Consider the following 26,811-nt stretch of genomic DNA (forward strand, 5'->3'; position numbering starts at 1 on the left):
ATCAAGTGCAAGCACTCATGTTACCGTTCGACTTGCATGTGTTAAGCCTGCCGCCAGCGTTCAATCTGAGCCATGATCAAACTCTTCAATTTAAAGTTTGATGCTCAATAACTGTCTCTGACATATTCAAATGAATCTTCAGTGTCACTTATCAAGACTTGATTTTTTTAAGTCCGTAGACTTTTAATTCTTCGTCTCGCAAGTGCCCACACAGATTGTCTGTTTCTTCTTTTTAAAGAGCTGACAGCTTCTATTTTTAATCAACTTTTCGCTGATTTAGTTTGCTGTCTCAAGGGTTGCGTATGTTACTCACTTCACTCGTATACGTCAACCCCTATTTTAGAAATTTTGCTTTTTTTAAATTGAATGATTGCTTTTTGCACAAAACAACCAATTACAAGGTTATTTTTACTTGTTTTACTACATTAATGGCCTTACTAATCGCTTCCTTGACCGTTACCGATTTAGCTAACGCAACGCCCATCCTTCTTGTTCCTTTTACTTCTGGTTTACCAAATAGACGTAAATCAGTTTGTGGATCATTCAATGCTTTATCTAAATTAGCAAAGGAGACTTGTTTTGAATCGCCTTCTACGATTAAAACAGCTGAAGCACTTGCACCATATTGTTCAATAATAGGAATTGGTAACCCCAATATGGCTCTAGTATGTAATGCAAATTCAGATAAATTTTGTGAAATAAGTGTAACCATACCAGTATCATGAGGACGAGGAGAAACCTCGTTAAACCATACTTGATCTCCTTTAACAAATAATTCCACACCAAACAAGCCTCGCCCTCCTAAGGCATCAGTTATTTTGGTTGCAATATCTTTTGCTAAGATTAATGCCTTGTTAGACATTTGTTGTGGTTGCCAAGATTCTCGGTAATCACCTTTTTCTTGGCGATGTCCAATAGGTTCACAAAATGAGACGCCATGAATATGCCTGACGGTCAATAATGTCACTTCATAATCAAAATCTATAAAGCCTTCAATAACTACTTTTCCACCACCGGCTCGCCCACCTTCTTGTGCATATGTCCATGAAGATTCAATATCTGCTTCACCTCTTAATAGCGATTGTCCTTTACCAGAAGAGCTCATAACGGGTTTGACTAAACAAGGAAAACCAATTTCTTTGACTGCTTTTCTAAATTCAGTTGCATTTGCAGCAAATCGATAAGGTGAGGTTGGTAATTTTAATTTTTCCGCTGCAAGTCGACGAATTCCCTCACGATTCATGGTTAGTTGTGCTGCTTTTGCTGTTGGAATAACCGTAAAACCTTCTTCTTCCAACTCAATGAGTGTAGATGTTGCAATAGCTTCAATTTCTGGAACAATATAATCTGGATTTTCTGCTTCAATGACTTTTCTTAAAGCATCCCCATCAAGCATATTAACAATGTGGTACCGATGAGCAACTTGCATCGCAGGCGCATTTGCATAACGATCAACGGCAATAACCTCACACCCCAATCGTTGTAACTCAATGACAACTTCTTTAGCAAGTTCGCCCGCACCGCAAAGTAATACTTTAGTTGAAGTTGGTGATAATGGTGTTCCTAGTTTAGTCATAATTTCCTCTTACGCAGTGAGTTTTTCTGGAAAACAACATCCTAAAAACAAAAAATCGGGACAATTATCCCGATTTGATTGATGCTAAATTAGTTTTGGTATGGATCGCGTAAAATCATTGTTTCACTTCGATCAGGTCCTGTTGAAATAATATCAATCGGTGTTTCAGTTAACTCTTCAATCCGTTTAATATAAGCTTTAGCTGCTTGTGGAAGAGCATCATAACTTTTAACACCAAAGGTTGATTCACTCCAGCCAGGCATCGATTCATAAACAGGTTTAACTAAACTCCACTCTTCGGCCGCCGCTGGGGCATTTTTAATGATGTCACCATTTGGTAGTTGATAACCAATACAGATCTTCACTTCTTTAAGTCCATCTAGAACATCAAGTTTAGTTAAACAAAATCCAGAAATAGAATTAAGTTGTACCGCTTTGCGAACAGCGACTGCATCAAGCCATCCAGTACGACGGCGACGACCAGTTGTTGCACCAAATTCATTACCTTGCTTACAGAGGTACTCACCGGTTTCATCAAATAATTCTGTAGGAAACGGACCGGCACCAACACGTGTAGAGTAAGCTTTAACAATACCTAACACATAACCAACATAACGCGGACCAAAACCAGAACCTGTAGCAACACCACCGGCTGTAGTATTAGAAGAGGTCACAAAAGGATAAGTACCATGATCGATATCAAGTAATGTACCTTGTGCCCCTTCAAACATAATTCTTTCGCCTTTTTTGCGTGCCTCTTCTAAAAGTGCAGGAATATCGGCAATCATAGCAACTAAAATGTCGGCTATCGCTAATGTATTATCTAAAACTTGTTGATAGTCTACTGCTTCTGCTTTGTAATAATTAACTAGTTGGAAATTGTGATATTCCATCACTTCTTTTAATTTTTCAGCAAAAGCTTGGCGATCACGTAAATCACCAACCCGAAGTCCTCGTCGCGCTACTTTATCTTCATAGGCTGGACCAATACCGCGCCCTGTTGTTCCAATAGCTTTACTACCACGCGCTTTTTCTCGTGCTTGGTCCAACGCAATATGATAAGGCAAAATTAAAGGACAAGATTCAGAAATAAGGAGCCGTTCTTTAACAGGAATACCACTTTTTTCTAACTCATGCATTTCCTTCATTAAAGCATCAGGACATAGCACAACACCATTAGCAATAATACTTATTACATCATTACGTAAAATTCCTGATGGAATTAAATGTAATACTGTTTTTTCACCATTAATCACTAATGTATGACCAGCATTATGTCCACCTTGATAGCGAACCACATATTTTGCTTTTTCTGTGAGTAAATCAACAACTTTACCTTTGCCTTCATCACCCCATTGTGTACCTAGCACAACAACATTATTACTCATAGATTATTTATCTCATTCAATTATTTATTAGATTTTAGTTTCATATATTGAAAAAATTCACTATCAGGGCTAATAACCATAATATCATTACCTGTAAAGCTTTGTTCATAAGCCTTTAAACTACGAATAAAGCTAAAAAACTCTATATCTTTACCAAAAGCATCCGTATAAAGTTTAGCGGCATTGGCATCGCCTTCACCACGAATAACTTGAGATTCGCGTTCAGCTTCAGATAATATCTTTGTTACTTCCAGTATAGTCTCTGCTTGTATTTCATTTACTACCTGAACACCTTGAGAATGCTGTTCTTCTTTCATTTTATCATAAATAGATTTAGATATTTCTTGAGGAAATCTAACATTCTTTATACGAATATCAATAACTTCAATACCAAAAGATCTTATACTTATTTCATTATTTTCAGTATCTTTTTCAGCCTCATTGGCAAGATTTCCTGTTGATTTATTTTCAACCACCGCCTGAGCAAGGCCATTTAATGCATCTTTAATACTTACCAAGATAGAATTATGAGAGCTATTATTTGTGTTATTAAGAATATCAATGATATCTAATTTACCAATTTCAGCCTTTAAACGACTATTTAAACGAGTAGACAATAAGTTTTCAATATTATTATTTCCTGCAATAGCTTTATAGTATTGATTAAAATCAACGACTCTCCATTGCACAAAATAATCAATAATTAATTCTTTATTATCATGAGTTATGAGTTTTTGTTCGTGATCTAACTTACTAGAATTATTTATAGTTTGGATTTTAGCATCAACAACTTTGACATTATCCATTCCTGGAACTTTAAAATGTAATCCAGGCTCTGATACACTTATAATTTTATTAAATCGTAAAACAATACCACGTGTTCCCTCTTCGACAACATAAGTACTAGACAAAAACACACCAACTAAAATCAATATTACAGGAATCAATAATTTGCGCATATTTATCTCCTTACTTCCCTATAAACCGCGGAGTTCGTGCAGTATTTCCAAGATTGGAATTATCTGTACTATTTTTAGCCTCTTTTGGTAATTCCTGTGTTGTCTGAGACTGATCTTTTACTGCTTCAGAAGAATTCGGCATATCTTTACTATTTGAGTTTGGTAAAGTCAATGGCTCAGGATTTTTTTCATTTTTGTTTTTTAACAGTTGATCTAATGGTAGAACCACCGAATTTCCGCTTTTATCATTAACTATAATTTTGCTAGTCTTAGATAATATTCTTTCCATAGTTTCAATATATAGACGTTCTTTTGTAAGTTCGGGAGCCTCTTTATATTGTGATAAGACTTTTTCAAAACGAACTACATCGCCAGCGGCTTCAAGTTCCACTTTAACTTTATATGCATTTGCATTAGCTAAAATTACGGCTGATTGAGCTTTTGCTTCTTGAATTTGTGTGGTTTTTTTAGTTGTAGCATTGTTTATTTCACGTTTTTTATCTTCTTGAGCTTTCATAATACCATTAAAAGCTTCTTGTACTGTTGTAGAAGGACGAACTGATTGGAAATTAATATCTACTATATTAATGCCCATATCATAATTATTGATAATATTAGTCAATTCATCTTTTATACGGTTTACTAATGTCAAACTGTCATTAGTAAAAACACCCTTCATACCAAATCTATCAAATTCAGTACGCAAAGCGCTATCCGCTGCTTGTTGTAGGCTATCTTTAACATTAGTAACATTAAATAAATATTTAATTGGATCGACGATACTATATTCTACCTTCATCTCAACAAAGTCCAAATCGTCACCGGTTGTTATCATAAAGCCGTCTAGATTAAAATTTCGCGTACTTTGTACATCAACTTTATACACTTTATCAATTAATGGTGGATTCCAATTTAACCCAGGTTGAAGAATTTCGGGTTGAACTTTACCAAATCGAGTAATTACCCCAAGTTCACTTTGATTAATCGTATAAAAACCGCTTACACCCCAAATCATAACGAGTAAAAAGACTACCGATAGAATAATTTTAGTAGTATTCATCGGTAATTTAATTCCAGAACTACCTCTATTATTACCAAAATTACCTTTTTTTAAGAATCCCTTAACTTTATCAATTAAACCATTAGAAGAATTATTAGCCGGTTTTTTGTTATTATTACCCCATGGGTCGTTATCTTGTCCGTTATTGCCGGGCTGATTCCACGCCATATATTATATGCTCCATTTAACAATTAGTTGTTATTTTGCTTATTGATTAAGTATAACAGATCTGGTTCTTGTTTACAGAGGCGATTCCATTCAATAGAGGGAATTCTCACATCTAGATGAAAACTACCATCCTCATTAATAAATTCATTTTCTACTGCATTTAACTGATATAAACGACTTCTTAGTTTTGCTAAATAAGCTGGCACACTCAAATGGCAAACCTGAATTTGCTTAGCAAGCCTTTCTTTTAAAGCAATCAATAACAGATCTAATCCTAAACCATTTTGCGCTGAAATCCAAACTCGAATCGGAATACCATTTTCATCTCGATCAATACTTGGTTGTTTACCCTCTATCAAATCGATTTTATTCATAACAAGTAATGTTGGTATTTCGTATGCATTAATTTCGAGCAAAACGTCATCAACGGCATGCATATTATCCAATAAATTAGGATCAGCTGCATCAACAACATGTAATAGCAATGTTGCTTCCTGCGTTTCAAGTAATGTTGCTTTAAAAGCCGCTATAAGATCATGTGGCAAATGGCGAATAAAACCAACCGTATCTGCTAAAACAACTTCGCCAACATCATCAACAATAATTCGTCGTAGTGTTGGATCGAGTGTAGCAAATAACTGATCAGCTGCATATACATCAGCATTTGTTAATGCATTAAATAATGTTGATTTACCCGCATTAGTATAACCAACTAAAGATACTGTTGAGAGATCAGCTTTATTTCTTGATTGACGATTTTGATTTCGCTGTTTTTCAACTTTTGCAAGCCTTGATAAAATCAACTGAATACGATGACGAATCAGTCGTCTATCAGTTTCCAATTGCGTTTCACCAGGACCTCGTAAGCCAATCCCACCTTTTTGTCGTTCTAAATGCGTCCAACCTCGAACTAATCGAGTCGAAAGATGTTGTAACTGTGCTAACTCGACTTGCAATTTACCTTCATGTGTTCGGGCTCGTTGTGCAAAAATATCAAGAATTAATCCTGTTCTATCAACAACACGACATTTACACAACTGTTCGAGGTTGCGTTCTTGTGAGGGGGTTAAAGTATGATTTACTAAAATAACAGAAGCATCAAGTTGATTAACTTTTTCAGCGATTTCCTGTGCTTTACCTTCACCAACAAAATATTTGGTTTGAGGCGATTTTCTTGAAGTTGTTACAATATCGAGAATATCTATTTGAGCAGAAGAAACTAATACTTCAAACTCTTTTAGATCCTCGATATCGTTTTCTTGAGGGAAGAATACATGGACTAATAAGGCAGTTTCACCGCCTTTATATCGCTCAAACAATCAGATTCTCCAGAAATATCAGCTTTCGCCTTCCTCTTCGGGTTGAGATAACAATCCAGAAATAGGTCTAGATGGTACGACTGTTGAGATAGCATGTTTATATACCATTTGACTTACAGTATTTTTTAACAAAATAACAAACTGATCGAATGATTCAATTTGTCCTTGTAACTTGATACCATTAACTAAATAGATTGATACAGGAATGTGTTCTCGACGAAGCAAATTTAGATAAGGATCTTGTAATGACTGCCCTTTTGACATGAGTTTATCCTTTAAGATGATAATAATATGAAGATAAAATAACTATATAAAAAATAAATATCTATTTAACTTTAAATATAAGATACCTATAACATATACCAAAATAACATAAAAAACTCAGCTCTTAAACCTGCCAATTGAAATTTATGCAAAAATAACTAAAAATTTAATAAATTTACAAAAATAAAACAAAAAAAAGCTAAAAAATCGCACAAATCTAAAATTTCTTTACAAAATAAAAAAGAATTATTTTCAATACGACTCAAAAAATATGATCAAAAGCACTATCCGTAATACTATTACTATCTAACCATGTTATAGGTTGTTTCCACCCCCGAAGCCACGTAATTTGTCTTTTAGCTAATTGACGAGTAGCGCAAATGCCTTTAAAAACCATTTCATCATAACTGGTCTCACCATTTAAATATTCCCACATTTGGCGATACCCCACACAACGAATAGAAGGCAAATTTAAATGCAAATCAGATCGCTGCATAAGCAGTTTTACTTCATCTTCAAAGCCTTGATCTAGCATCTGTAAAAAACGTTGTTCAATTCGTTTATGTAACTGTGCCCGATCTTGCGGCATAATAGCAAACTGCATAATATCATAAGGTAATGCTTCACCGCTTTCTTGTGTCAGTTCAGTTAGACTCTTACCCGAGATTAAATAAACTTCTAAAGCACGATTAAGGCGCTGTGGATCGTTAGGATGAATTCTTTTAGCCGAAATGGGATCGACTTTTTTTAGTTCATCGTGAATCGCTTGCCAACCTAATTTATTGGCTTTTTCTTCTATTTGTTCACGAATTTCACTATTAGCCGCTGGAAGTGGTGAAAGCCCTTCAATTAACGCTTTAAAATAAAGCATTGTCCCACCAACTAACAATGGAATTCGACCTTTTTTTAGTGATTTTTCAATTTCTACAATTGCATCATGCCTAAAATTAGCCGCTGAATAACTCTCTGCGGGATCACAAATATCAATCAATTTATGTGGATAATTTTGTTGCTCTTTTTTAGTTGGCTTTGCGGTACCAATATCCATACCGCGATAAATCAAAGCAGAATCGACACTAATAATATCAATAGGATAACGATCGTAAAGCGCCATAGCAAATGCCGTTTTACCGGATGCTGTTGGTCCCATTAACGAAATAATTTTTGGTTTATTCATGATAAAATTGATTGAGTTAAAGATTGTATATCAATCGGATATAAAAATGATTCTTGTTGTAATAGATTAATATCTATCTCTTCTAATTGAGCAAGCAACGGAATGACTTTAGCCACACTCCAGATCATAGTGTGATTATCATCATACTGATTAGCTAACCAAGCCGCTATTTGTGTAGGATCTAACTCTCCATTTTTTGAATCGGATATAAAAGCAATTAATGCCGGTAATAATTGCTGCCAATTGATAGTGCGCAACATTTTAGGAACATTTTGCAAATACAATTTTGCTTTATCAATATAAAAATCAAAACCTAAAAAATTCAACTGAGGTTGATAACTGGAAAGCACTTGCTGCTCTTTACTATTAATTAAAATTGTTAATGGGATAAGCAATTTTTCAGAGTCTTGTGATAATAGTTTAATTGCAGTCACTTTTTGCTGAGCAATAGTTAATTTCATCAACATTAATTTTTGCTGATTATCTTCATACTTTTCAAGCAGTGCAATATCAGGATGAATAACTGTTAATACTCGACCAAACTGTACTAATGATGAACTATCAAGTTGCTGTTGTAATGATTGTAGCGGAGTATTTCGTTTAGGAAATAATGCTTCAATAACCGCTTTTTGTGGTGCTGTTATTCCATCATCTTCTGCCAATAAACATGACTGTTTTTGCTCAATTTGCACTGTCTTTTGGGGAAGAGCAACATTGACTAACTCACCATATAATGCATTTTCTTTAGCATAATTGCTTGGTTTTTTCGATAATTGGCTACTTGTTTTATAAGAATTAGCAACCGTTTTTTGATTAAAGATATTCTCACCGGCAGCTTGTCGATTGGGTGTTATGGTTACTTTTTCTTCTGTTACAGATAAATTTGATTCAAGGGCCATCACAATCGCTTGATAAACAAAATCATGAACCAGTCTTGCTTCATGAAAACGGACTTCATGTTTGGCTGGGTGAACATTAACATCAACTTGTTTTGGATCAATTTGTAAAAACACCACATAACTTTGTTGTTCATTCGTACGACTGATGTAAGCCTGACGCAATGCATGATTAAGTAATTTATCTTTGATGACCCGCCCATTAACATAAAAATATTGCCAATCACTACTTTCACTACTGGTGACCCAACCTTGAATGAGTAAATCATCATGCTGCCAATCTAGTTTTACAGCTTTTTGCATAAAAGATCGGCCACAAACTAATTCGACTCTTTTTTCAAGAGTTGATGAACGATACTGCTTAACGAGTTTACCATTATGTTGTAAATTAAAGGTAACATCAGGACGTGTAAGTGCAATACGCCGAACAAACTCTTCAATATGCATAAACTCAGTTTTTTCTGTTTTTAAAAAACGACGTCTTGCCGGTGTATTATAAAACAGATCTAGTACTTCGACAGTCGATCCTACTGGATGGGCTGCAGGTTTAATCATCGGCTTCATATCCCGCCCTTCAGCATAAACTTGCCATGCTTCGGATTGTTCAGCGGTACGTGAAGTTAATGTCAATCTAGCAACCGAACTTATACTCGCTAGCGCCTCACCACGAAACCCAAGACTAATAATTGCGTCTAAATCATCTAGCGTACTGATTTTACTTGTCGCATGACGAGCAAGTGCCAACGCTAATTCATCTTTAGCAATACCACAACCATTATCACGAATACGAATTAATTTGCAGCCACCTTGCTCAAGGTCAATATCTATTTGAGTACTACCCGCATCAAGGCTATTTTCAACTAACTCTTTGATGACAGACGCGGGACGTTCTACCACCTCACCAGCAGCAATTTGATTGGCTAATTGGGGAGAAAGGATATGAATTGGCATTAATGCTGTTCTCCAAATTTTGGATTTTGCTTAACGTAATTTTTTATACCTTGATAGATAGTTTTAGCTATCTTATCTTGATGGTCATTACTACCAAGCAAACTTTCTTCATTTTGATTAGAAATAAAGCCAACTTCAACTAAAATCGATGGGATATCTGGTGAACGTAATACACCTAAACTTGCATGTTCTGGAGCAGATTTATGTAACTTTATTGTTCCTTTCATCTCTTTTAACACTTGCTTTGCTAACTCGTAACCCACTTGTTGAGAATAAGAAAATTGTAAATCTAACACAGCTTGGCTTAAATGAGGATCATGATCATCACTAAGCACATCACCAGCTCCACCTAATAATTGCGACTGTTTTTCATCTTGTTCAAGCCAACGACCAAGTTCCGTGTCAGCACGTTTAGTTGACAAAACCCAGATCGAAGCACCAGATGCATTTCTATTTGGTGCAGCATCGGCATGAATTGAAACTAATAAATTAGCTTTATTTTTACGAGCGATTTCGGATCGTTGCGAAACAGAAATAAAATTATCGCTAGTACGAGTTAGAACCCCCTTAAAGTTAGGGTCTTTGTTTAACAAATTAGTCAATTTTTTTGCAATTGAAAACGTAACAGTTTTTTCATATAACTTATTTTTTCCTATTGCGCCAGAATCTTTACCACCATGCCCCGCATCAACGGCAATCACAACTTTAGCTGCATAAGCAGAGCTACAAAGCAGTAATAACATAAAAAAAGTGATTAGTTTTTTCATTGTCTTTTTATTGTTTATTTCTATTGTGATAAATTAATAATCGCTTGACCTTTTTCGCTTGCTACCTGCACAGAAGCTGTACGTTCAAATGCTAAATAAGCCAAATGGACTTCAAGATCAGCACTAGGTAAGATACCATTTGCTTGCTCTGGCCACTCAATTAAACAAATCGATCGTGAAGAAAAATATTCACGAATCCCCATAAACTCTAGCTCTTCTGGATCACAAAGTCTATACAAATCAAAATGATAAACAGAAAAATTATCAAAATGATAGGGTTCTACTAATGTATAAGTTGGACTTTTTACGTTACCTGTGTGACCTAATTGTTGTAAAAAGCCACGACTAAAAGTCGTTTTACCTGCACCAAGATCGCCAATTAAATAGATAACAATAGTATCATCATGTTTAGACAAATAGTTTAAACACAGTTTGGCAAGCTTACTACCAAACAAAATCGTTTGTTGCTCATCGGTTAAAATAATCGGATTCATGATGAACTCTTTGCTCAATAAATACTCCTTATTATATACTAATAACCATTAAATATGTACCAAACAGATAATCTAGATTTTATCAAAAAGTTTCAAGAAAACTTACGTTTTAATATAAAAAGTGAAAAATAATGCTACATACAATATCGACAGCAAATCCTTCAACCATAAATCCACAATTAATATCGGCACAAGATGCCGTATTGTTCTGGCAAAATGGCGTTATTCTGGCTATACAAAATAATCCATTATTAAATGATATTATCCATAAAACCGAGCATTGCTATATAATTAACAGTGATATTAAAGCACGAGGCCTAAGTAATATTATCGATTCAAGGCTTAAAATTATTAATATGCAACAGGTCGTTGAACTTACAGCTAACCATTTTCCACAAATGAACTGGGAATGACTATAGACCATAGCATTCACTATTGTCACCATTTAAAAGCTAAATCATGCTAATTTGCAAAACCTAAAACCTAGGTTTAATATAAATATTAATTGTACTCAGTTAATATTCAAATTTAATGGCTAATTTATTAACGCTATCGGAAATAAGTAATTATTTAAAAAATGGTGAAGTGATCGCTTACCCAACTGAAGCCGTTTTTGGTCTAGGTTGTGATCCGGATAGTGAATCAGCCGTATTAAAGTTACTACAACTAAAACAACGATCAATAGATAAAGGTTTGATTTTAATTGCTAGTTGTTACCAACAACTAGTTCCTTATATAGATCAATCAGCCATTACCAATGAACAAAAACAGTTAGCACTTACTAGCTGGCCTGGACCTGTTACTTGGGTTTTTCCTAAAAATAAAAATACGCCTTATTTTTTGACAGGTAAATTTGATTCTATTGCGGTACGCGTCACTAATCATCCTTTAGTTTGCAAGCTTTGTGATCTTTATGGCAAACCGATTGTGTCAACTAGTGCTAATCTTTCTACTCATAATCCTTGCAAAACTGCCATCGAAGTCGCCAAACAATTTGGTCCATATTTCCCAATTTTAGCCGGTGACACAGGTCATCGATCACAACCATCGCAAATTAAAGACATCAAAACAGGGCAAATCATTCGGCAAGGGTAACTTTATGCAAAATTTATATATTGGTGTGATGTCAGGTACTAGCATGGATGGAATTGATATTGCTTTAGTTAATATTACTGCCAAAAACGTTACATCAATCGCGAGCAACTGCTATCCAATGCCCGCTGATTTAAAAAAGCATTTACTAACATTATGTGAAACCCAGCAAACCACATTACAAAATTTAGGTGAGATAGATTATCAAATAGGCAAACTGTTTGCTGATAGCATAAATCAGTTTTTAAAAGATAATAATATTGATAAACAAAAAATTAAAGCTATTGGTTGTCACGGACAAACAATTTACCATGCACCAAACGGCGATTACCCATTTACTTTACAAATTGGTGATGCCAATATTATTGCTGCAAAAACAGGTATAACCACTATTGCCGATTTTCGTCGTAAAGATATGGCTTATGGAGGCCAAGGCGCACCACTAGTGCCTGCTTTTCATAAAGCGGTACTACAAGATCCACAAATCAATCGTGTAGTATTAAATATTGGGGGAATAAGTAATATTTCAGTATTAATTCCTAACCATACTATTATTGGTTACGATACAGGTCCAGGTAATGTATTACTGGATGGTTGGATAAAAGAACATTTAGGTAAAAACTATGATAAAAATGGTTTATGGGCAAAAACAGGTAAAATAAATCAAGACTTATTAAAGCTTTTATATAAAGAAGACTACTTTCAAATACCCGCACCAAAAAGCACAGGACGAGAACTATTTAATTTACCTTGGTTACATAAAAAATTAATAGGAACACATTTAAAAGCAGAAGATATTCAAGCAACGCTTGTTGAATTTACTGCTTTATCCATTGCCAACGAAATTAATAAATTACCTATAGTCAGCACATTACCTTGTGAGCTTTTAGTTTGCGGTGGAGGAGCTAAAAATCCACTAATAATGCAAAGATTATCAGCATTATTACCATCGTGGGCAGTATTAACAACCGACACAAAAGGCATAAATGGTGATGATATGGAGGCAATAGCCTTTGCTTGGCTTGCTTATTGTCGAATCAATAATATTCCATCAAATATTCCAGAGGTAACTGGCGCAAGTCAAGCTGTTTGTTTAGGAGTTTATTATCAATAAACTAAAAATATAGATAGATTTTGATTAAATCAAACCAAAATGTTGTAATCCTTTAGCTATTCCATCATTATTATTAGTATCTGTCACAAACTCAGCTTGTGCTTTTAATTCATCAACAGCATTACCCATAGCAATAGGGTGATCAACGGTTAAAAACATTTCAAAATCATTCATGCCATCACCAAAGGCATAGGTTGGTACATCAGTAAACCCTTTATTTTTTAACAACTTAGTAATACCATAACCTTTAGAACCACCATGATTAAAAACATCAACACAGTAAGGCGTATTACGAATAAAGGTTAGCTCAGGAAAAACATCTCGATAAAGTGCCTCTCCTGATTCACAAAGTAATAAAAGCATCTGAATAGATGTTTTTAAATAAATCTGATCATCAACAGGCGGAACTTGCTGCTTAAGAAAATGATAAAATTTTTTAGCCGGTTCACTATCTTGCGACACTCGCATAATTTCGTGGTTATAAAAAGACAGTGGGATACCTGTTTGCTGTTTAGAAAATTGATACAACCGCTCAATAACATCCTTATCAATATCATTAGTAAAAACCTTTTCGCCTTGATATAAAACAACTTGTCCATTCATGCCAATTATCGACTCAATCTGAGTCTTTTTCATTAAATCAACCACTTCACAAGGTGTTCGACCCGTTGCTATCATTGGTGTAATATTATTTTGTTTTAATTTGTTTATAGCTTCCAAAGAGCTGGGTAATACATCAATTTGGCTATTAAATAATGTTCCATCTAAATCAAAAAAAACAATAGCATCAGGTTTCTTGCTCATATTACAAATCCAAAATATGTTTAATAAAAGGAATGGTTAATTTACGTTGTTGCGCAAGCGTTGCAACTTCAAACTTTTCTAATAAAGAAAACAGTGTACGCATATCACGGTTAACGCGCTTTAATAAAAATAACCCAACTTCTGTTGATAATTCAAACCCACTTAATTGCGCTCTTAATTGTAAGGCTTTAAGCTTATCATCATCGCTAAGCTCTTTTAATTGATAAACTTGCCCCCAAGATAATCTAGAAACCAAATCAGGTAATATAAAAGAGATTTGTTTAGGCGGTCTACTTGCCGTTATCAATAATTTACTCACGTTTTTTTCAGTTAAACGATTAAATAAATCAAAAATAGCTTCTTCCCAATCTCTATGACCAGCTATTGCATCAATATCATCTAAACAGACTAAATCATAATGATCCAACCCCTGCAGAATTTCAGGCACAAGATGATAGTACTGCTTTAAGGGAATATAACTGGCTAATTTATTTTGACTTGATGCATGTAAAAGGTGAGTTCGACCCGCAGCGCTAGCCGACCATATATAAAAGATATTAAACCCCTCTTTACCTAATAAGGTTTGCAATGAATCAAACAATAATCGATTATCACCGACATAAAAACTATCAAAAGTTTCATTATTGGGTAATGAAAAAGGTAAAGGTAGCTGCGAAAGAGTAATAAAATAACCTCACAATAAAAACATAATCATGTTAAGTATAAATTTGCTTTCATAAAAATCAATCACTTTTATAGAAAAGAAAAATATCCTAGTATCATATTATAATTTACTTACTATTTTGTTTCATATTCATCATTCAGTTTTTTGAATTAAATATGTTAGATCTTTAATAAAAGCTCATTGAGTAAGTATAGAATAGAAGCAATAAAGGATAAAATTTAAGCAAACAAATTTATTTTTTGTGGATAACTCTGTGATAAATTAGGATCACAAGCTGTTATGATCGCATTAATAACCTTATCTAATAAATCATCTGTGGATAAATATAATAGTTATAAACAAGTTAAAATAAAAAAAGATCCGATCAATTAACAGAATTAGATGATCGATAAGATCCTATAAAATAATTATAAAAACGAGTTATCAACAAAAAGGATCCACAGTAATAATAATAAAAATAAAAAGATCATCTAAAAGATCTTATTTTATTTAGATCGCGATCAAAATAGATCATTTGACGTAATCGAAAAGATGAGTAAAATTCCCTACCCTAAATAAACCAAATCTTCAGATCTAAATTAGCGATCTTCTTTACACAAAATAAATACGAGGCTTTTTTATGTTTTATCCAGATCTTTTTGATGTCATCATCGTCGGCGGCGGCCATGCCGGAACAGAAGCAGCTATGGCATCAGCAAGAATGGGACGGAAAACACTACTTTTAACTCATAATATCAATACATTAGGACAAATGTCTTGCAACCCAGCCATTGGCGGTATAGGTAAAGGGCACTTGGTTAAAGAAATTGATGCAATGGGTGGCTTAATGGCTCATGCTATCGATCGTGCTGGGATCCAATTTAGGATCTTAAATAGCAGCAAAGGTCCAGCCGTTAGGGCTACGCGTGCACAAGCTGATCGATCTCTGTATCGAAAAGTGATAAGAACAACACTTGAAAACCAAGAAAATTTAATGTTGTTTCAACAATCGGTTGAAGATGTGATCATTGAAAATGATCAGATCATTGGTGTAAAAACCCAAATGGGTGTTTCTTTTAAAGCCAAAGCTGTTGTACTTACAACAGGTACTTTTTTAGACGGTAAGATCCACATAGGACTTGATAATTATAGTGGTGGCCGTACCGGCGATCCAGCTTCGATCGGTTTATCAAAATCACTACATCAATACCCGTTTAGAATGGGGCGCTTAAAAACTGGTACTCCACCACGAATTGATGCTAGAACCATTGATTTTTCAAAATTGGGGACTCAATATGGTGATGATCCTGTTCCTGTATTCTCATTTTTAGGCAACGCAAATGAACATCCTAGACAGATCCCTTGCTATATCACCAGCACGAATGAAACAACCCACGATATTATTAGATCAAATTTAGATCGCAGCCCTATGTACACTGGTATTATTGAAGGTGTAGGACCAAGATATTGTCCATCAATTGAAGATAAGATCATGCGTTTTGCTGATCGCAATTCTCATCAGATCTATTTAGAACCTGAAGGATTAGATAGCAATGAGATCTATCCAAATGGGATCTCAACAAGCTTACCATTTGATACGCAACTTGCATTTGTGCGCAGTATGACAGGATTAGAAAAAGCCAACATTATAAGACCAGGTTACGCGATCGAATATGATTATTTTGATCCAAGGGATCTTAAACCAACACTTGAAAGTAAAGTGATCAAAGGACTCTTTTTAGCTGGACAGATCAATGGCACAACAGGCTATGAAGAAGCGGCTGCACAAGGAATGCTTGCTGGTTTAAATGCAGCGCGCTTTGCATATGATCAAGATCAATGGTATCCAAATCGTGATCAAGCTTATTTAGGTGTGCTAGTTGATGATCTTTGTACACTTGGCACTAACGAACCTTATCGTATGTTTACCTCGCGCGCTGAATATCGTTTAATGTTACGTGAAGACAATGCTGATATTCGTTTAACTGAAATAGGTCGTAAACTAGGCATGGTCGACGATTATCGTTGGCGTCGTTTTAATGAAAAATTCGAAGCTATTGAACAAGAAAGAGCAAGGTTACGGGATATATGGGTACATCCTCATATTGAAACCATCGATGAAGTCAATGCTGTTTTAAGTGCTAATTTGACGAAAGAAGCCAATGGTGAAGAGTTACTTAAAAGGCCCGAAATGAGTTATAACACATTGAAATCACTTTCATTATTTGCACCTGGCTTATCTGATGTACAAGCTGCCGAGCAGGTTGAAATTCAAGTAAAATATGATGGTTATATAAAACTGCAAATAGAAGAAATTGAACGTCAAAAGCGCAATGAAGAAACACTTATTCCAGAGCATATTGATTATGCAGAAATATCGGGATTATCGAATGAAGTTGTGGCTAAATTAAAACAGCATAAGCCTGTATCTATAGGACAAGCTTCTCGTATATCAGGCATTACACCAGCTGCTATTTCAATGTTATTAGTTTATTTAAAAAAGAAGAATTATGTTAAAAAAGAAACTCACTAATCTAATTGATCAAACGGATCTTTCGATCTCTGAATCACAAATAGATCAATTGATCCATTATGTTGAGATGCTCAACAAATGGAACAAAACTTACAACTTAACAGCCGTTCGCGATCCGAGCGAAATGTTAGTTAAGCATATTATGGATAGCCTAGTTGTATCACCTTATTTAACTGGTAAAACCTTTATTGATGTAGGAACTGGCCCTGGTTTACCAGGCGTTCCATTAGCTATTATTAACCCCGATAAACAATTTGATTTAGTGGATAGCTTAGGTAAGCGTATTCGCTTTTTAAAGCAAGTACAATTTGAATTAAAGCTAACAAACATTAACCCAATACAAAGCCGAATAGAAGAGTATAATGATAAAAAATTTGATGGGGTTATTAGCCGAGCTTTTGCTTCTTTACAAGATATGCTTAATTGGTGTAAGCATCTTCCAGATCAACAGGGATCTTTTTATGCTTTAAAAGGAAGTGATATCGATCCTATTCCTGATGGTTTTACACTTAAACAAAATATTAAATTAACTATACCAGGATTAGATGCTGAAAGGTGTTTGATTATTATTCAATAGTTTTATTGTAAAACAGTTTGTTTTTTTAATTTTTACGGTTTTTTAAGTAATCTTTAATACCATCAACGATTGATTTAGACACTTGATTTTGGAACGAAGCAGTCTTTAATTTTCTTTCTTCATTGATATTACTAATAAAGGCTGTTTCGACTAAAACTGATGGGATATCCGGCGCTTTTAACACTGCAAATCCAGCCTTTTCAAGCGATGGTTTATGCATTTTATTTACTTTTTTCATACGATTTAAAATAGCATTACCCAATAATATACCATTACTTAACGTTGTTTTTTGAACTAAGTCTAAAATAGTATTATCTAAATATTTATCGCCACTACGGCTAACGCCACCAATCTGATCAGACTTGTTTTGAGTTTGCGCTAAATAGCTTGCTGCCGAACTACTTGCTCCACGAGTTGATAATGCAAAAACAGACGAACCACCGACTGAACGGTTAGCAAAAGCATCGGCATGAATAGAAATAAATAGATCTGCATGCAGTGACCGCGCTTTAGCAACTCGTACTTTTAATGGAATAAACACATCTTCATTACGAGTCATATAGACTTTAATATTCGGTTCTTTTTTAAGTAAGTTATAAGTACGACGTGCTATTTGCAAAACAATATCTTTTTCTCGGGTTCTACTGTAACCGATTGCCCCAGGATCTTCACCACCATGGCCAGGATCAAGCATAACAATAACAGGTGCATTTTTCTTTTTATTGGTTGGGGTTTTGATCTGTGCTTGTTTTTTACTAAGATTGCCTGCTTTATATTCTTCTAATAGCGTAAGTAAAGGGTCGTCTTCTTCTTTTGAAAAAGATTTTGATGGATAAAGATCCATCACTAAACGATGTTTAAATTCAGCAATAGGTGACAATGTAAAAGTATTAGGTTCAACTCCTTGCTTCAACTCGATCATAATTCTGATTGTTTTAGCATCTAATTTAAGAACACGAATTGATTTTATAAAAGGATCGTGACTTAATACTTTTGATGAAATCGTTTTTAAAGTAGGGGTTAAATCGATATTATCAATATCGATAACGATCCTATTTGGATTAAAAAGTGAAGTACTCTTATAGTTCAAACTAATATTAGATTCTAACGTAATTCGAGTATAAGTTGATGAAGGCCAAACACGAACAGCAACAACTTGGGCTTTGGTTGCTGCAAAGCCAACACGAGTGACAGATAATAAACATGTAGCAATAATACCTTTTATAAAAAGGCGTTTTGTTGAACTAAATGTTTTTGTCATATCTTAAACACTTTATTTGTGATCTTATTAGCCGCGGATAATAACATAAAATAAAGAGATATTAAAAAAGAATGATGATTATAATTGGTTGTTTTTTAGTAAATAAATAAACCTTTTTAATCTATTTGTTCATTTTTAATATTCCAATAAAAAATCTTAAATTAAATTATTGTTTTATATTTAATATTGTTAATAACTATTTATTGAACCCATTTTTACAGTCTTTATTCAATGTTATCAAAATAAGCCTTGTTTTGTGGTGTCACTTTTTTAATTTATTATAGACCCTACAATCACAACAGTTTACAATATGGCTCGCTAAAATCGCGGATTTAAACCCGTTTTCATTTTAACAATTAAATATAGCTGAGTTATTGATGAGCAAAAAATTACATATCAAAACTTGGGGTTGCCAAATGAATGAGTATGACTCAACAAAAATGGCTGATCTCCTTGAATCCACCCATGGTTTAACCTTAACAGACAATGCCGAAGAAGCTGATATTTTATTATTAAATACCTGCTCTATTCGAGAAAAGGCCCAAGAAAAGGTCTTTCATCAACTAGGTCGTTGGAAAAACTTAAAACAACATAATAAAAATATCATCATTGGTGTTGGTGGTTGTGTTGCTTCGCAAGAAGGTGCTCAAATTCGTAAACGTGCACCATTTGTAGATATTATTTTTGGACCGCAAACTTTTCACCGCTTACCTGAAATGATTGAACAGATTCGCAGTGGTAACAACAATCACGTGGTTGATGTAAGCTTTCCTGAAATTGAAAAATTTGATCGTCTGCCTGAACCTCGTAGCGAAGGTCCAACCGCATTTGTGTCGATTATGGAAGGATGTAATAAATATTGTACTTACTGTGTAGTGCCTTACACCCGAGGTGAAGAGGTCAGCAGACCTTGTGATGATGTCATTTATGAAATTGCGCAACTGGCTGAACAAGGTGTGCGTGAAGTTAATTTATTAGGTCAAAATGTTAATGCTTATCGTGGACCTACGTTTGATGGTGATATTTGTTCCTTTGCTGAGTTATTACGCTTAGTTGCAGCCATTGACGGTATCGATCGTATTCGCTTTACAACCAGTCATCCAATTGAGTTTACTGATGATATTATTGATGTTTATCGTGATACGCCAGAGCTAGTTAATTTTTTACATTTGCCAGTACAAAGTGGATCAGATCGTGTATTAAACTTAATGAAACGTACGCATACTGCGCTTGAATATAAATCCATTATTCGAAAATTACGCAAAGTGCGCCCTGATATTCAAATTAGTTCGGATTTTATTGTCGGTTTCCCGGGTGAAACACAAGAAGATTTTGAACAAACAATGAAACTGATTGCTGATGTCAATTTTGATTTAAGTTATAGCTTTGTTTATTCATCGCGCCCAGGTACTCCTGCTGCTGAAATGGAAGATAATGTATCAGAAGAAGAGAAGAAGCAACGCCTTTACATTCTTCAAGAACGAATCAATCAGCAAGCCATGCAATTTAGTCGTCGTATGTTAAATACTGTACAGCGTATTTTAGTTGAAGGTCCATCCAAAAAAGATCTTATGGAATTAACCGGTCGAACAGAAAACAATCGAATTGTTAATTTTGAAGGTCGCCCTGAGATGATAGGTAAGTTTGTTGACGTTGAAATTACTGATGTTTATCCAAATTCATTGCGTGGTAGAGTTGTTCGTACTGAAGATGAAATGGATTTACGTGTTAGTGAATCGCCAATGTCAGTTATTTCACGCACTCGTAAAGAAAACGAGTTAGGGGTTGGGATCTATCAACCTTAAAGTAATAATCATTAAGCCACAATGAGAGTGGCTTTTATAATTTTTATAAAATAATAAAATAACTTACAGATGAATTTAAGGAAAAGGGGAATAATATGTTTATAATATTTGGAACTCGCGGAAGAGAAGTTAACGAACGTAGTGGACAATTTAATTGCCCAAATTGCTGTTCGCAACAAAACACCACTACCGACGAAAAAAAACAAAAATATACACAAATAAAAATCGCAAAATATTTTACGCTATTTTTTATTCCTATTTTTAGTTACGAAACATTAGGACGTTATATAAAGTGTAATGAATGCAATAATGATTACAACGAAAAGGTGCTCGAATATGTACCACCAACATTTGAAGAACAAATTGCATCATATGTTGAGCAAGAGTTAAAAAGCGGAACACCTATTTCAATGTTAGTCAATAAATTAAAAGCACAAGGATTTGATGAACAACAATCAACAAACGCGGTTAATAATGTTGTTAAAGGAAACATCGTTTCTTGCCATCAGTGTAAAATGGACTTTTTAAAAGGTGTTGAAAAGTGTTCTTTATGCGAAGGGCGTATTAGCGGTTAAAATTAATTATTTGAGGACTTACATTTGAATATTACGACACATGAAACCATGCTTGAACCAGCCGACAATCATCGGCTTAATAGTCTTTGTGGTCCTTATAATGACAATATTAAACAGTTAGAACGCAGACTTGGTATAGAAATTAATCACCGAGGTAATCTATTTTCAATAACTGGCGAGCAGCTTTGTGTTAAAGCTGCTGGTGATATTTTGCAGTCTCTTTATAAACAAACCAAAATAAAAGATAAAATTATTGATGTTGAACCTGAGCAAATTCATTTAGCTATTAAAGAAACAGGTGTGCTTGAAAAAGTAAGTGAACACTTACCTGCTTATATTGATCATCAAGGTGGAAAGTTAGTGATGATCAAAACTAAACGAGGTGTGATAAAACCCCGAACAGCGAACCAAGCACAATATATTGCTCATGTTTTAGATTATGATATTTCATTTGGTATTGGACCTGCTGGAACAGGTAAAACTTATTTAGCGGTAGCTGCCGCAGTTGATGCCCTTGAAAAGCAACAAATTCGTCGTATTGTACTAACCCGTCCAGCCGTTGAAGCGGGTGAAAAGTTAGGATTTTTGCCGGGCGATTTAAGCCAAAAAGTGGATCCTTACTTACGTCCACTTTATGATGCCTTATTTGAAATGCTTGGCTTTGAAAAAGTCGAAAAACTAATTGAAAAAAGTGTGATTGAAGTAGCTCCACTTGCCTATATGCGCGGGCGAACGCTAAATGATGCGTTTATTATTCTTGATGAAAGCCAAAATACCACAATAGAACAAATGAAAATGTTCCTAACTCGTATTGGCTTTAATTCAAAAGCGGTCATCACAGGCGACATCACCCAAATTGATTTACCTCGTCATCAAAAATCGGGTTTACGCCATGCGATTGAAGTGTTAAGCAAAGTTGATGAAATCAGCTTTAATTTTTTCAATAGCGAAGATGTGGTACGTCATCCAGTGGTTGCTAAAATTGTTAACGCTTATGAAAAATGGGAAGAACAGCAACATAAGCCACAAATAGAAAAAAGCATTTAGTAGAAAGAGTATGATTACCCCTATCTCAAGTAAAAAAAAGAAAACTAATATTCGAGATCATTCAGCTGAAGCAAACTTGTTTTTACGCCGAGCACTGTTTTCTTTTATTGTAATTATTATTTTGATTGTCGTATTGATTACAAAATTAGCTGATTTACAGATTTTGAATTATGGTTATTACACTACGAAATCTAATGATAATCGCATCGAAATTATCCCTATTCCACCAAATCGTGGCATGATTTATGATCGTAATGGTACGCCATTGGCGATTAATAATATTACTTACCAATTAAATATCATTCCCGATAAAACTAAAAACCTCAATGAACAATTAGAGGAATTAAAAAAAATTGTTGATTTGACTGATGAAGATATTGAAACTTTTCAAAAAGAACGTCGCAACTATAGAGCTCATCGTCCGGTACCATTAAAAGATAATTTGACCGAAAAACAAATAGCTCGTTTTGTTGTAGATCAACATCGTTTTCCGTTTGTTTCCATTGTTGGTATACAGCATCGTTATTATCCTTATGGTGCATCACTGACGCATATTCTTGGCTATATTTCTAAAATTAACAGCCAAGATAAACAGCGTTTAGAAGATGAAAATAAGACTAGCGATTATGTAGCAACGTTTAACATCGGCAAAATGGGTATTGAAAAGTACTACGAAGAAGTATTACACGGAACACCGGGTTATGAAAAGGTTGAAGTCAACAGCCGAGGCCGTATTGTTCGCCAACTAAATCAACATCCGCCGCAAGCTGGTGAGGATATCTATTTGTCTATCAACCTTAAATTGCAGCTTTATATTGAGCAATTACTAGCTGGACGCAAAGCGGCTGTAGTTGCTATTGATCCGAATAATGGTGAGATTTTAGCCTTGGTTTCTAGCCCAAGCTATGATTCCAATCCATTTGTAGGTGGGATATCAAGTGCTAAATATAGCGAATTGCTTAAAGATCCAAGTAAGCCTCTTTTTAATCGGGCTTTACTGGGTGCTTATCCGCCCGCTTCGACAGTGAAACCTTTTATTTCTATTGCGGCTTTAAGTGAAGGTGTTATTTCACCAAAAAGCGTGGTTAATGATCCCGGTTGGTGGCAATTACCTGGTACTGAACGCCGTTATCGAGACTGGCTTAAATGGGGACATGGTCGTGTTGATGTATTAAAGGCAATTGAAGAATCAGTTGATACTTACTTTTATCAAGTTGCTTATGACATGGGCATTGATCGTTTAAATTTATGGATGACAAAGTTTGGTTATGGTGAACGAACAGGCATTGATATATCACCAAACGAAGAAACACGAGCGGTTATGCCGAGCCGTGAATGGAAAATGAAGCGACATAAAAAATCTTGGTTACAAGGTGATACTATTCCAGTTGGCATAGGACAAGGCTATTGGACTGCAACCCCAATCCAAATGGCGAAAGCATTAACGACCTTGATCAATAATGGTAAAACTTACACACCACATTTTTTATTATATAAAAAGAGCGATATTTTAAACTCTAGTGAACACCAACCACAGGTTGATTCAGATAATTATATCGAAAAAAATAGCTTAGTTGATGTCAATCCAACTTATTGGTCACTTGCTAAAGAAGGAATGCACCGAGTCATGTTTGGATCACGAGGAACTGCCCGCAAAGTTTATGCTGATGCAAAATATCAGGCAGCAGGTAAATCGGGCACAGCACAAGTTTATGGTTTAAAGCAAGACGAGATCTATAATGCCCATAAAATTCCGGAGCGTCTGCGCGATCATGCCTTATTTATTGCTTACGCTCCATATGATAAGCCAAAAATAGCCTTAGCCATTGTTTTAGAAAATGGTGGTGGCGGTAGCTCGAACGGTGGTGCGGTAGCGCGTAAAATATTGGATTTTTACCTTTTAGGCAATAATTCAACAGAGCTTGATGAATCATCATCCAATACAGGAATAGAGGACTAATGATGAATAATATCAAAAAAAGTTTTTGGCAAAAAATACATATCGATCCCCTGTTCTTTTTATTTACTACATTATTGCTTGCTTATAGCCTTTATATTCTTTGGAGTGCAACAGGGCAAAGTATTGATATGATACAAAAGCGAGCAATACAAATATTGCTTGGTTTTGTTGTAATGATTGTGTTGGCGCAGTTTTCACCCAGAACTTATGAAAAATGGGCACCGTATCTATATGTTTTTTGTATTTTAATTTTATTACTTGTGGACATTTTTGGTTACACAAGTAAAGGCGCACAGCGTTGGTTAGATTTAGGTGTATTACGGTTCCAACCCTCTGAAATAGCTAAAATTGCCGTACCATTAATGGTTGCTAAATTTATTCATCGTGATGGATGCCCACCGCCATTAAAAACCACGCTACAAACACTTGCTATTATTGGCGTACCAACATTACTGGTTGCTATGCAACCCGATTTAGGAACTGCTATTTTGATAACCATGTCTGGTATTTTTATTATCTTTTTAGCAGGCATAAACTGGCGTTATATTCTTATTGCGCTTATTTTAATTGCTATATTTTTACCGATTATGTGGTTCTGCTTAATGCACGATTACCAGCAAAAACGTGTACTTATGCTCATTAATCCTGAACTTGATCCAAACGGAGCTGGCTATCATATTATTCAATCTAAAACAGCAATTGGGTCGGGTGGTATATGGGGTAAAGGTTGGCTTGAAGGCACACAATCGCAACTTGAATTTTTACCAGAACGACATACCGATTTTATCTTTTCAGTTATCGCTGAAGAATTTGGTTTTATTGGCTCTATTATTTTATTAATTCTGTTTTTATGTTTAATTGTACGAGGGATGTTTATTGCTGCACAGGCGCAAACAACCTTTGGACGGATCCTTTCTGGTGGACTTATTTTAGTATTTTTTATTTATATGTTTATTAATATTGGTATGGTCAGTGGAATCTTACCTGTAGTTGGTGTACCATTACCGCTAATAAGCTATGGTGGCTCATCTTTAGTCGTATTAATGGCAAGTTTTGGCATTATGATGTCTATTCATACTCATCGATACATGTTATCTAAAAATATTTGACGGAATTTAAATAAATGAAAAGTAAATTTAAATTATCTTTTGCTTTATTAGCGCTTGCTATTTGTTCATCTGCATCGGCTGAAATGGCTTTTCCTATTCCAGCTATTCCACAATTAGATGCAGAAGCTTATATTTTAATTGATGCAAAATCAGGCGAAATTTTAGCGCAGTATAATGCCGAGCAACAGCGTGATCCTGCAAGTTTAACTAAAATGATGACTAGTTATGTCGTTGGGCAAGCATTGCAATCAGGTCGCATAAAAAATGATGATATGGTTGTTGTTAGTAAAGATGCTTGGGCAACGGGTAACCCTGTATTAAAAGGGTCGTCACTAATGTTTTTAGAAGTCGGTAAAACAGTTTCCGTTTCCGATCTTAACAAAGGTATTATTATTCAATCAGGTAACGATGCGTGTATCGCCATGGCAGAACATGTTGCTGGCAGTCAAGGTGCTTTTGTAAACTTAATGAATGATTACGCCAAAAAAATTGGACTAAATCATACCCATTTTGAAACTGTACACGGACTTGATGCCCCAGGCCAATACACCACAGCCAAAGATATGGCATATTTAGGGCAGGCCTTAATTCGTGATTTACCCGAAGAATATTCCATTTATAAAGAAAAAGAATTTACCTATACTCTATCAAAACCCCAACTTAATCGAAATGGATTACTTTGGGACACCACATTAAATGTAGATGGCATCAAAACAGGCCACACCAATGCAGCAGGTTACAATTTAGTTGCTTCAGCGGTTGATGGCAATACTCGTTTAATTTCAGCGGTACTGGGTGGTCGCACTTTTAAAGGTCGTGAAGAAGAAAGTAAAAAGTTATTAGTTTGGGGATTCCGTTTCTTTGAAACCGCAAACCCTGTTAAGGCTGGAACTCCAGTCACTACCGAAACCATCTGGTATGGCGACCAAAACAAAATCCAACTGGGTGCAGTTAATGGCGCATTTATTACCGTACCAAAAGGACGTGCGGCTGATGTACAAGTCGAATATAAAATTGATGATTACATCTATGCACCTATCACCAAAGGTAATGCGGTAGGTAAAATGCAGTTTTTATTAGATGGAAAAGTCATTAACGAACAACCGCTTGTTGCTTTACAAGATATTGAAGAAACAGGATTCTTTGGTGGAGTATGGGATTGGATCTGCCTACAATGCCATAAGTTATTTAGCTAGTTTTATTATCATTGTTCTGTAAGCGTTCGCTTACAGAACGACCTACCCCGCTAAA

The 26,811-nt window shown here is 35.0% G+C and carries 23 protein-coding genes, 1 rRNA gene and 1 pseudogene; 11 read left to right on the forward strand and 14 right to left on the reverse strand.

Features of this window, described 5'->3' with window-relative positions; translation table 11 throughout:
• The 11 genes and pseudogenes from GA0061081_RS07400 to tsaE form a co-directional block, all read right to left on the reverse strand.
• Positions 1-92: ribosomal RNA gene (locus GA0061081_RS07400) — 16S ribosomal RNA — on the reverse strand; the annotation flags it as partial.
• A gap of 302 nt (positions 93-394) precedes the next feature.
• Positions 395-1,576, reverse strand: a complete 1,182-nt coding sequence (purT, locus tag GA0061081_RS07405) for a formate-dependent phosphoribosylglycinamide formyltransferase (RefSeq protein ID WP_091349180.1) — start codon at positions 1,574-1,576, stop codon at positions 395-397.
• An 89-nt stretch (positions 1,577-1,665) separates the two neighbouring features.
• Positions 1,666-2,964 (reverse strand): adenylosuccinate synthase, encoded by a 1,299-nt coding sequence (locus GA0061081_RS07410; RefSeq protein ID WP_091349183.1) that lies wholly within the window; start codon positions 2,962-2,964, stop codon positions 1,666-1,668.
• A gap of 20 nt (positions 2,965-2,984) precedes the next feature.
• Positions 2,985-3,923, reverse strand: a complete 939-nt coding sequence (gene hflC / locus GA0061081_RS07415) for a protease modulator HflC (protein WP_091349187.1) — start codon at positions 3,921-3,923, stop codon at positions 2,985-2,987.
• A gap of 10 nt (positions 3,924-3,933) precedes the next feature.
• Complete coding sequence (gene hflK / locus GA0061081_RS07420) at positions 3,934-5,151, reverse strand: FtsH protease activity modulator HflK (RefSeq protein WP_091349191.1); 1,218 nt, start codon at positions 5,149-5,151, stop codon at positions 3,934-3,936.
• A 23-nt stretch (positions 5,152-5,174) separates the two neighbouring features.
• A complete protein-coding gene (hflX, locus tag GA0061081_RS07425; protein ID WP_091349194.1) occupies positions 5,175-6,470 on the reverse strand; it encodes a ribosome rescue GTPase HflX in 1,296 nt (431 codons plus the stop codon).
• An 18-nt stretch (positions 6,471-6,488) separates the two neighbouring features.
• Positions 6,489-6,734 carry an RNA chaperone Hfq gene (gene hfq, locus GA0061081_RS07430; RefSeq protein ID WP_085247646.1) on the reverse strand — a complete coding sequence of 82 codons (246 nt, stop codon included), beginning with the start codon at positions 6,732-6,734 and terminating at the stop codon, positions 6,489-6,491.
• Between the two features lie 262 nt (positions 6,735-6,996).
• Positions 6,997-7,911, reverse strand: a complete 915-nt coding sequence (gene miaA, locus GA0061081_RS07435; protein WP_091349197.1) for a tRNA (adenosine(37)-N6)-dimethylallyltransferase MiaA — start codon at positions 7,909-7,911, stop codon at positions 6,997-6,999.
• Complete coding sequence (gene mutL, locus GA0061081_RS07440; protein WP_091349199.1) at positions 7,908-9,758, reverse strand: DNA mismatch repair endonuclease MutL; 1,851 nt, start codon at positions 9,756-9,758, stop codon at positions 7,908-7,910. Before mutL ends, miaA begins: the two co-directional genes overlap by 4 nt.
• 20 nt (positions 9,759-9,778) lie before the next feature.
• Positions 9,779-10,483, reverse strand: a pseudogene (locus GA0061081_RS07445) (N-acetylmuramoyl-L-alanine amidase); the annotation flags it as partial.
• 62 nt (positions 10,484-10,545) lie between these two features.
• Positions 10,546-11,022, reverse strand: a complete 477-nt coding sequence (gene tsaE, locus GA0061081_RS07450) for a tRNA (adenosine(37)-N6)-threonylcarbamoyltransferase complex ATPase subunit type 1 TsaE (protein WP_091349384.1) — start codon at positions 11,020-11,022, stop codon at positions 10,546-10,548.
• Positions 11,023-11,150: 128 nt separating this feature from the next.
• On the opposite strand from tsaE, the gene tusB reads away from it, so the two are divergent.
• From tusB to GA0061081_RS07465, 3 genes are all read left to right on the forward strand, one after another.
• A complete protein-coding gene (gene tusB / locus GA0061081_RS07455; protein WP_091349206.1) occupies positions 11,151-11,432 on the forward strand; it encodes a sulfurtransferase complex subunit TusB in 282 nt (93 codons plus the stop codon).
• 118 nt (positions 11,433-11,550) lie between these two features.
• Positions 11,551-12,114 (forward strand): L-threonylcarbamoyladenylate synthase type 1 TsaC, encoded by a 564-nt coding sequence (gene tsaC / locus GA0061081_RS07460; protein WP_091349209.1) that lies wholly within the window; start codon positions 11,551-11,553, stop codon positions 12,112-12,114.
• Between the two features lie 4 nt (positions 12,115-12,118).
• Positions 12,119-13,225: an anhydro-N-acetylmuramic acid kinase gene (locus tag GA0061081_RS07465; protein ID WP_091349213.1), complete on the forward strand. Its 1,107-nt coding sequence runs from the start codon at positions 12,119-12,121 to the stop codon at positions 13,223-13,225.
• A 24-nt stretch (positions 13,226-13,249) separates the two neighbouring features.
• Here the strand turns inward: GA0061081_RS07465 and GA0061081_RS07470 are convergent, their stop codons facing one another.
• Positions 13,250-14,029, reverse strand: a complete 780-nt coding sequence (locus GA0061081_RS07470) for a Cof-type HAD-IIB family hydrolase (protein WP_091349217.1) — start codon at positions 14,027-14,029, stop codon at positions 13,250-13,252.
• A gap of 1 nt (position 14,030) precedes the next feature.
• The gene (gene hda, locus GA0061081_RS07475) at positions 14,031-14,714 is read right to left on the reverse strand and encodes a DnaA inactivator Hda (protein ID WP_085247622.1); all 684 of its coding nucleotides are present in this window, start codon (positions 14,712-14,714) and stop codon (positions 14,031-14,033) included.
• A 619-nt stretch (positions 14,715-15,333) separates the two neighbouring features.
• On the opposite strand from hda, the gene mnmG reads away from it, so the two are divergent.
• Both mnmG and rsmG read left to right on the forward strand, forming a co-directional pair.
• Entirely contained in the window at positions 15,334-17,226 is a 1,893-nt protein-coding gene (gene mnmG / locus GA0061081_RS07480; protein ID WP_091349220.1) for a tRNA uridine-5-carboxymethylaminomethyl(34) synthesis enzyme MnmG, read from the forward strand.
• Positions 17,204-17,803 carry a 16S rRNA (guanine(527)-N(7))-methyltransferase RsmG gene (rsmG, locus tag GA0061081_RS07485; protein ID WP_091349224.1) on the forward strand — a complete coding sequence of 200 codons (600 nt, stop codon included), beginning with the start codon at positions 17,204-17,206 and terminating at the stop codon, positions 17,801-17,803. The genes mnmG and rsmG overlap by 23 nt, the downstream gene beginning before the upstream one ends.
• Positions 17,804-17,828: 25 nt before the next feature.
• On the opposite strand, the gene GA0061081_RS07490 is transcribed toward rsmG, so the two are convergent.
• Positions 17,829-19,064: an N-acetylmuramoyl-L-alanine amidase gene (locus GA0061081_RS07490; RefSeq protein ID WP_091349227.1), complete on the reverse strand. Its 1,236-nt coding sequence runs from the start codon at positions 19,062-19,064 to the stop codon at positions 17,829-17,831.
• A 377-nt stretch (positions 19,065-19,441) separates the two neighbouring features.
• Between GA0061081_RS07490 and miaB the strand changes: the two genes are divergently transcribed.
• From miaB to GA0061081_RS07520, 6 genes are all read left to right on the forward strand, one after another.
• Positions 19,442-20,869 carry a tRNA (N6-isopentenyl adenosine(37)-C2)-methylthiotransferase MiaB gene (miaB, locus tag GA0061081_RS07495; RefSeq protein ID WP_091349229.1) on the forward strand — a complete coding sequence of 476 codons (1,428 nt, stop codon included), beginning with the start codon at positions 19,442-19,444 and terminating at the stop codon, positions 20,867-20,869.
• Between the two features lie 95 nt (positions 20,870-20,964).
• Entirely contained in the window at positions 20,965-21,444 is a 480-nt protein-coding gene (locus tag GA0061081_RS07500) for a zinc ribbon domain-containing protein (RefSeq protein ID WP_091349232.1), read from the forward strand.
• A gap of 24 nt (positions 21,445-21,468) precedes the next feature.
• Positions 21,469-22,491: a PhoH family protein gene (locus GA0061081_RS07505; RefSeq protein WP_091349236.1), complete on the forward strand. Its 1,023-nt coding sequence runs from the start codon at positions 21,469-21,471 to the stop codon at positions 22,489-22,491.
• 10 nt (positions 22,492-22,501) lie between these two features.
• Complete coding sequence (gene mrdA, locus GA0061081_RS07510; RefSeq protein ID WP_091349239.1) at positions 22,502-24,451, forward strand: penicillin-binding protein 2; 1,950 nt, start codon at positions 22,502-22,504, stop codon at positions 24,449-24,451.
• A 2-nt stretch (positions 24,452-24,453) separates the two neighbouring features.
• Positions 24,454-25,560, forward strand: coding sequence for a peptidoglycan glycosyltransferase MrdB (mrdB, locus tag GA0061081_RS07515; protein WP_238786097.1), 1,107 nt, complete (start codon positions 24,454-24,456; stop codon positions 25,558-25,560).
• Between the two features lie 14 nt (positions 25,561-25,574).
• On the forward strand, positions 25,575-26,756 hold the full coding sequence (locus GA0061081_RS07520; protein ID WP_091349246.1) for a serine hydrolase: 1,182 nt from the start codon (positions 25,575-25,577) through the stop codon (positions 26,754-26,756).
• Positions 26,757-26,811: the final 55 nt, after the last annotated feature.

It is taken from the genome of Gilliamella bombicola (assembly GCF_900094945.1).
GTDB classification, from domain to species: domain Bacteria; phylum Pseudomonadota; class Gammaproteobacteria; order Enterobacterales; family Orbaceae; genus Gilliamella; species Gilliamella bombicola.

Coding starts and splice junctions, on each gene's coding strand:
- purT (WP_091349180.1), bottom strand. CDS start 1,576: ATGACTAAACTAGGAACACCATTATCACCAACTTCAACTAAAGTATTA.
- GA0061081_RS07410 (WP_091349183.1), bottom strand. CDS start 2,964: ATGAGTAATAATGTTGTTGTGCTAGGTACACAATGGGGTGATGAAGGC.
- hflC (WP_091349187.1), bottom strand. CDS start 3,923: ATGCGCAAATTATTGATTCCTGTAATATTGATTTTAGTTGGTGTGTTT.
- hflK (WP_091349191.1), bottom strand. CDS start 5,151: ATGGCGTGGAATCAGCCCGGCAATAACGGACAAGATAACGACCCATGG.
- hfq (WP_085247646.1), bottom strand. CDS start 6,734: ATGTCAAAAGGGCAGTCATTACAAGATCCTTATCTAAATTTGCTTCGT.
- miaA (WP_091349197.1), bottom strand. CDS start 7,911: ATGAATAAACCAAAAATTATTTCGTTAATGGGACCAACAGCATCCGGT.
- mutL (WP_091349199.1), bottom strand. CDS start 9,758: ATGCCAATTCATATCCTTTCTCCCCAATTAGCCAATCAAATTGCTGCT.
- tusB (WP_091349206.1), top strand. CDS start 11,151: ATGCTACATACAATATCGACAGCAAATCCTTCAACCATAAATCCACAA.
- tsaC (WP_091349209.1), top strand. CDS start 11,551: ATGGCTAATTTATTAACGCTATCGGAAATAAGTAATTATTTAAAAAAT.
- GA0061081_RS07465 (WP_091349213.1), top strand. CDS start 12,119: ATGCAAAATTTATATATTGGTGTGATGTCAGGTACTAGCATGGATGGA.
- GA0061081_RS07470 (WP_091349217.1), bottom strand. CDS start 14,029: ATGAGCAAGAAACCTGATGCTATTGTTTTTTTTGATTTAGATGGAACA.
- mnmG (WP_091349220.1), top strand. CDS start 15,334: ATGTTTTATCCAGATCTTTTTGATGTCATCATCGTCGGCGGCGGCCAT.
- rsmG (WP_091349224.1), top strand. CDS start 17,204: ATGTTAAAAAAGAAACTCACTAATCTAATTGATCAAACGGATCTTTCG.
- GA0061081_RS07490 (WP_091349227.1), bottom strand. CDS start 19,064: ATGACAAAAACATTTAGTTCAACAAAACGCCTTTTTATAAAAGGTATT.
- miaB (WP_091349229.1), top strand. CDS start 19,442: ATGAGCAAAAAATTACATATCAAAACTTGGGGTTGCCAAATGAATGAG.
- GA0061081_RS07500 (WP_091349232.1), top strand. CDS start 20,965: ATGTTTATAATATTTGGAACTCGCGGAAGAGAAGTTAACGAACGTAGT.
- mrdA (WP_091349239.1), top strand. CDS start 22,502: ATGATTACCCCTATCTCAAGTAAAAAAAAGAAAACTAATATTCGAGAT.
- mrdB (WP_238786097.1), top strand. CDS start 24,454: ATGAATAATATCAAAAAAAGTTTTTGGCAAAAAATACATATCGATCCC.
- GA0061081_RS07520 (WP_091349246.1), top strand. CDS start 25,575: ATGAAAAGTAAATTTAAATTATCTTTTGCTTTATTAGCGCTTGCTATT.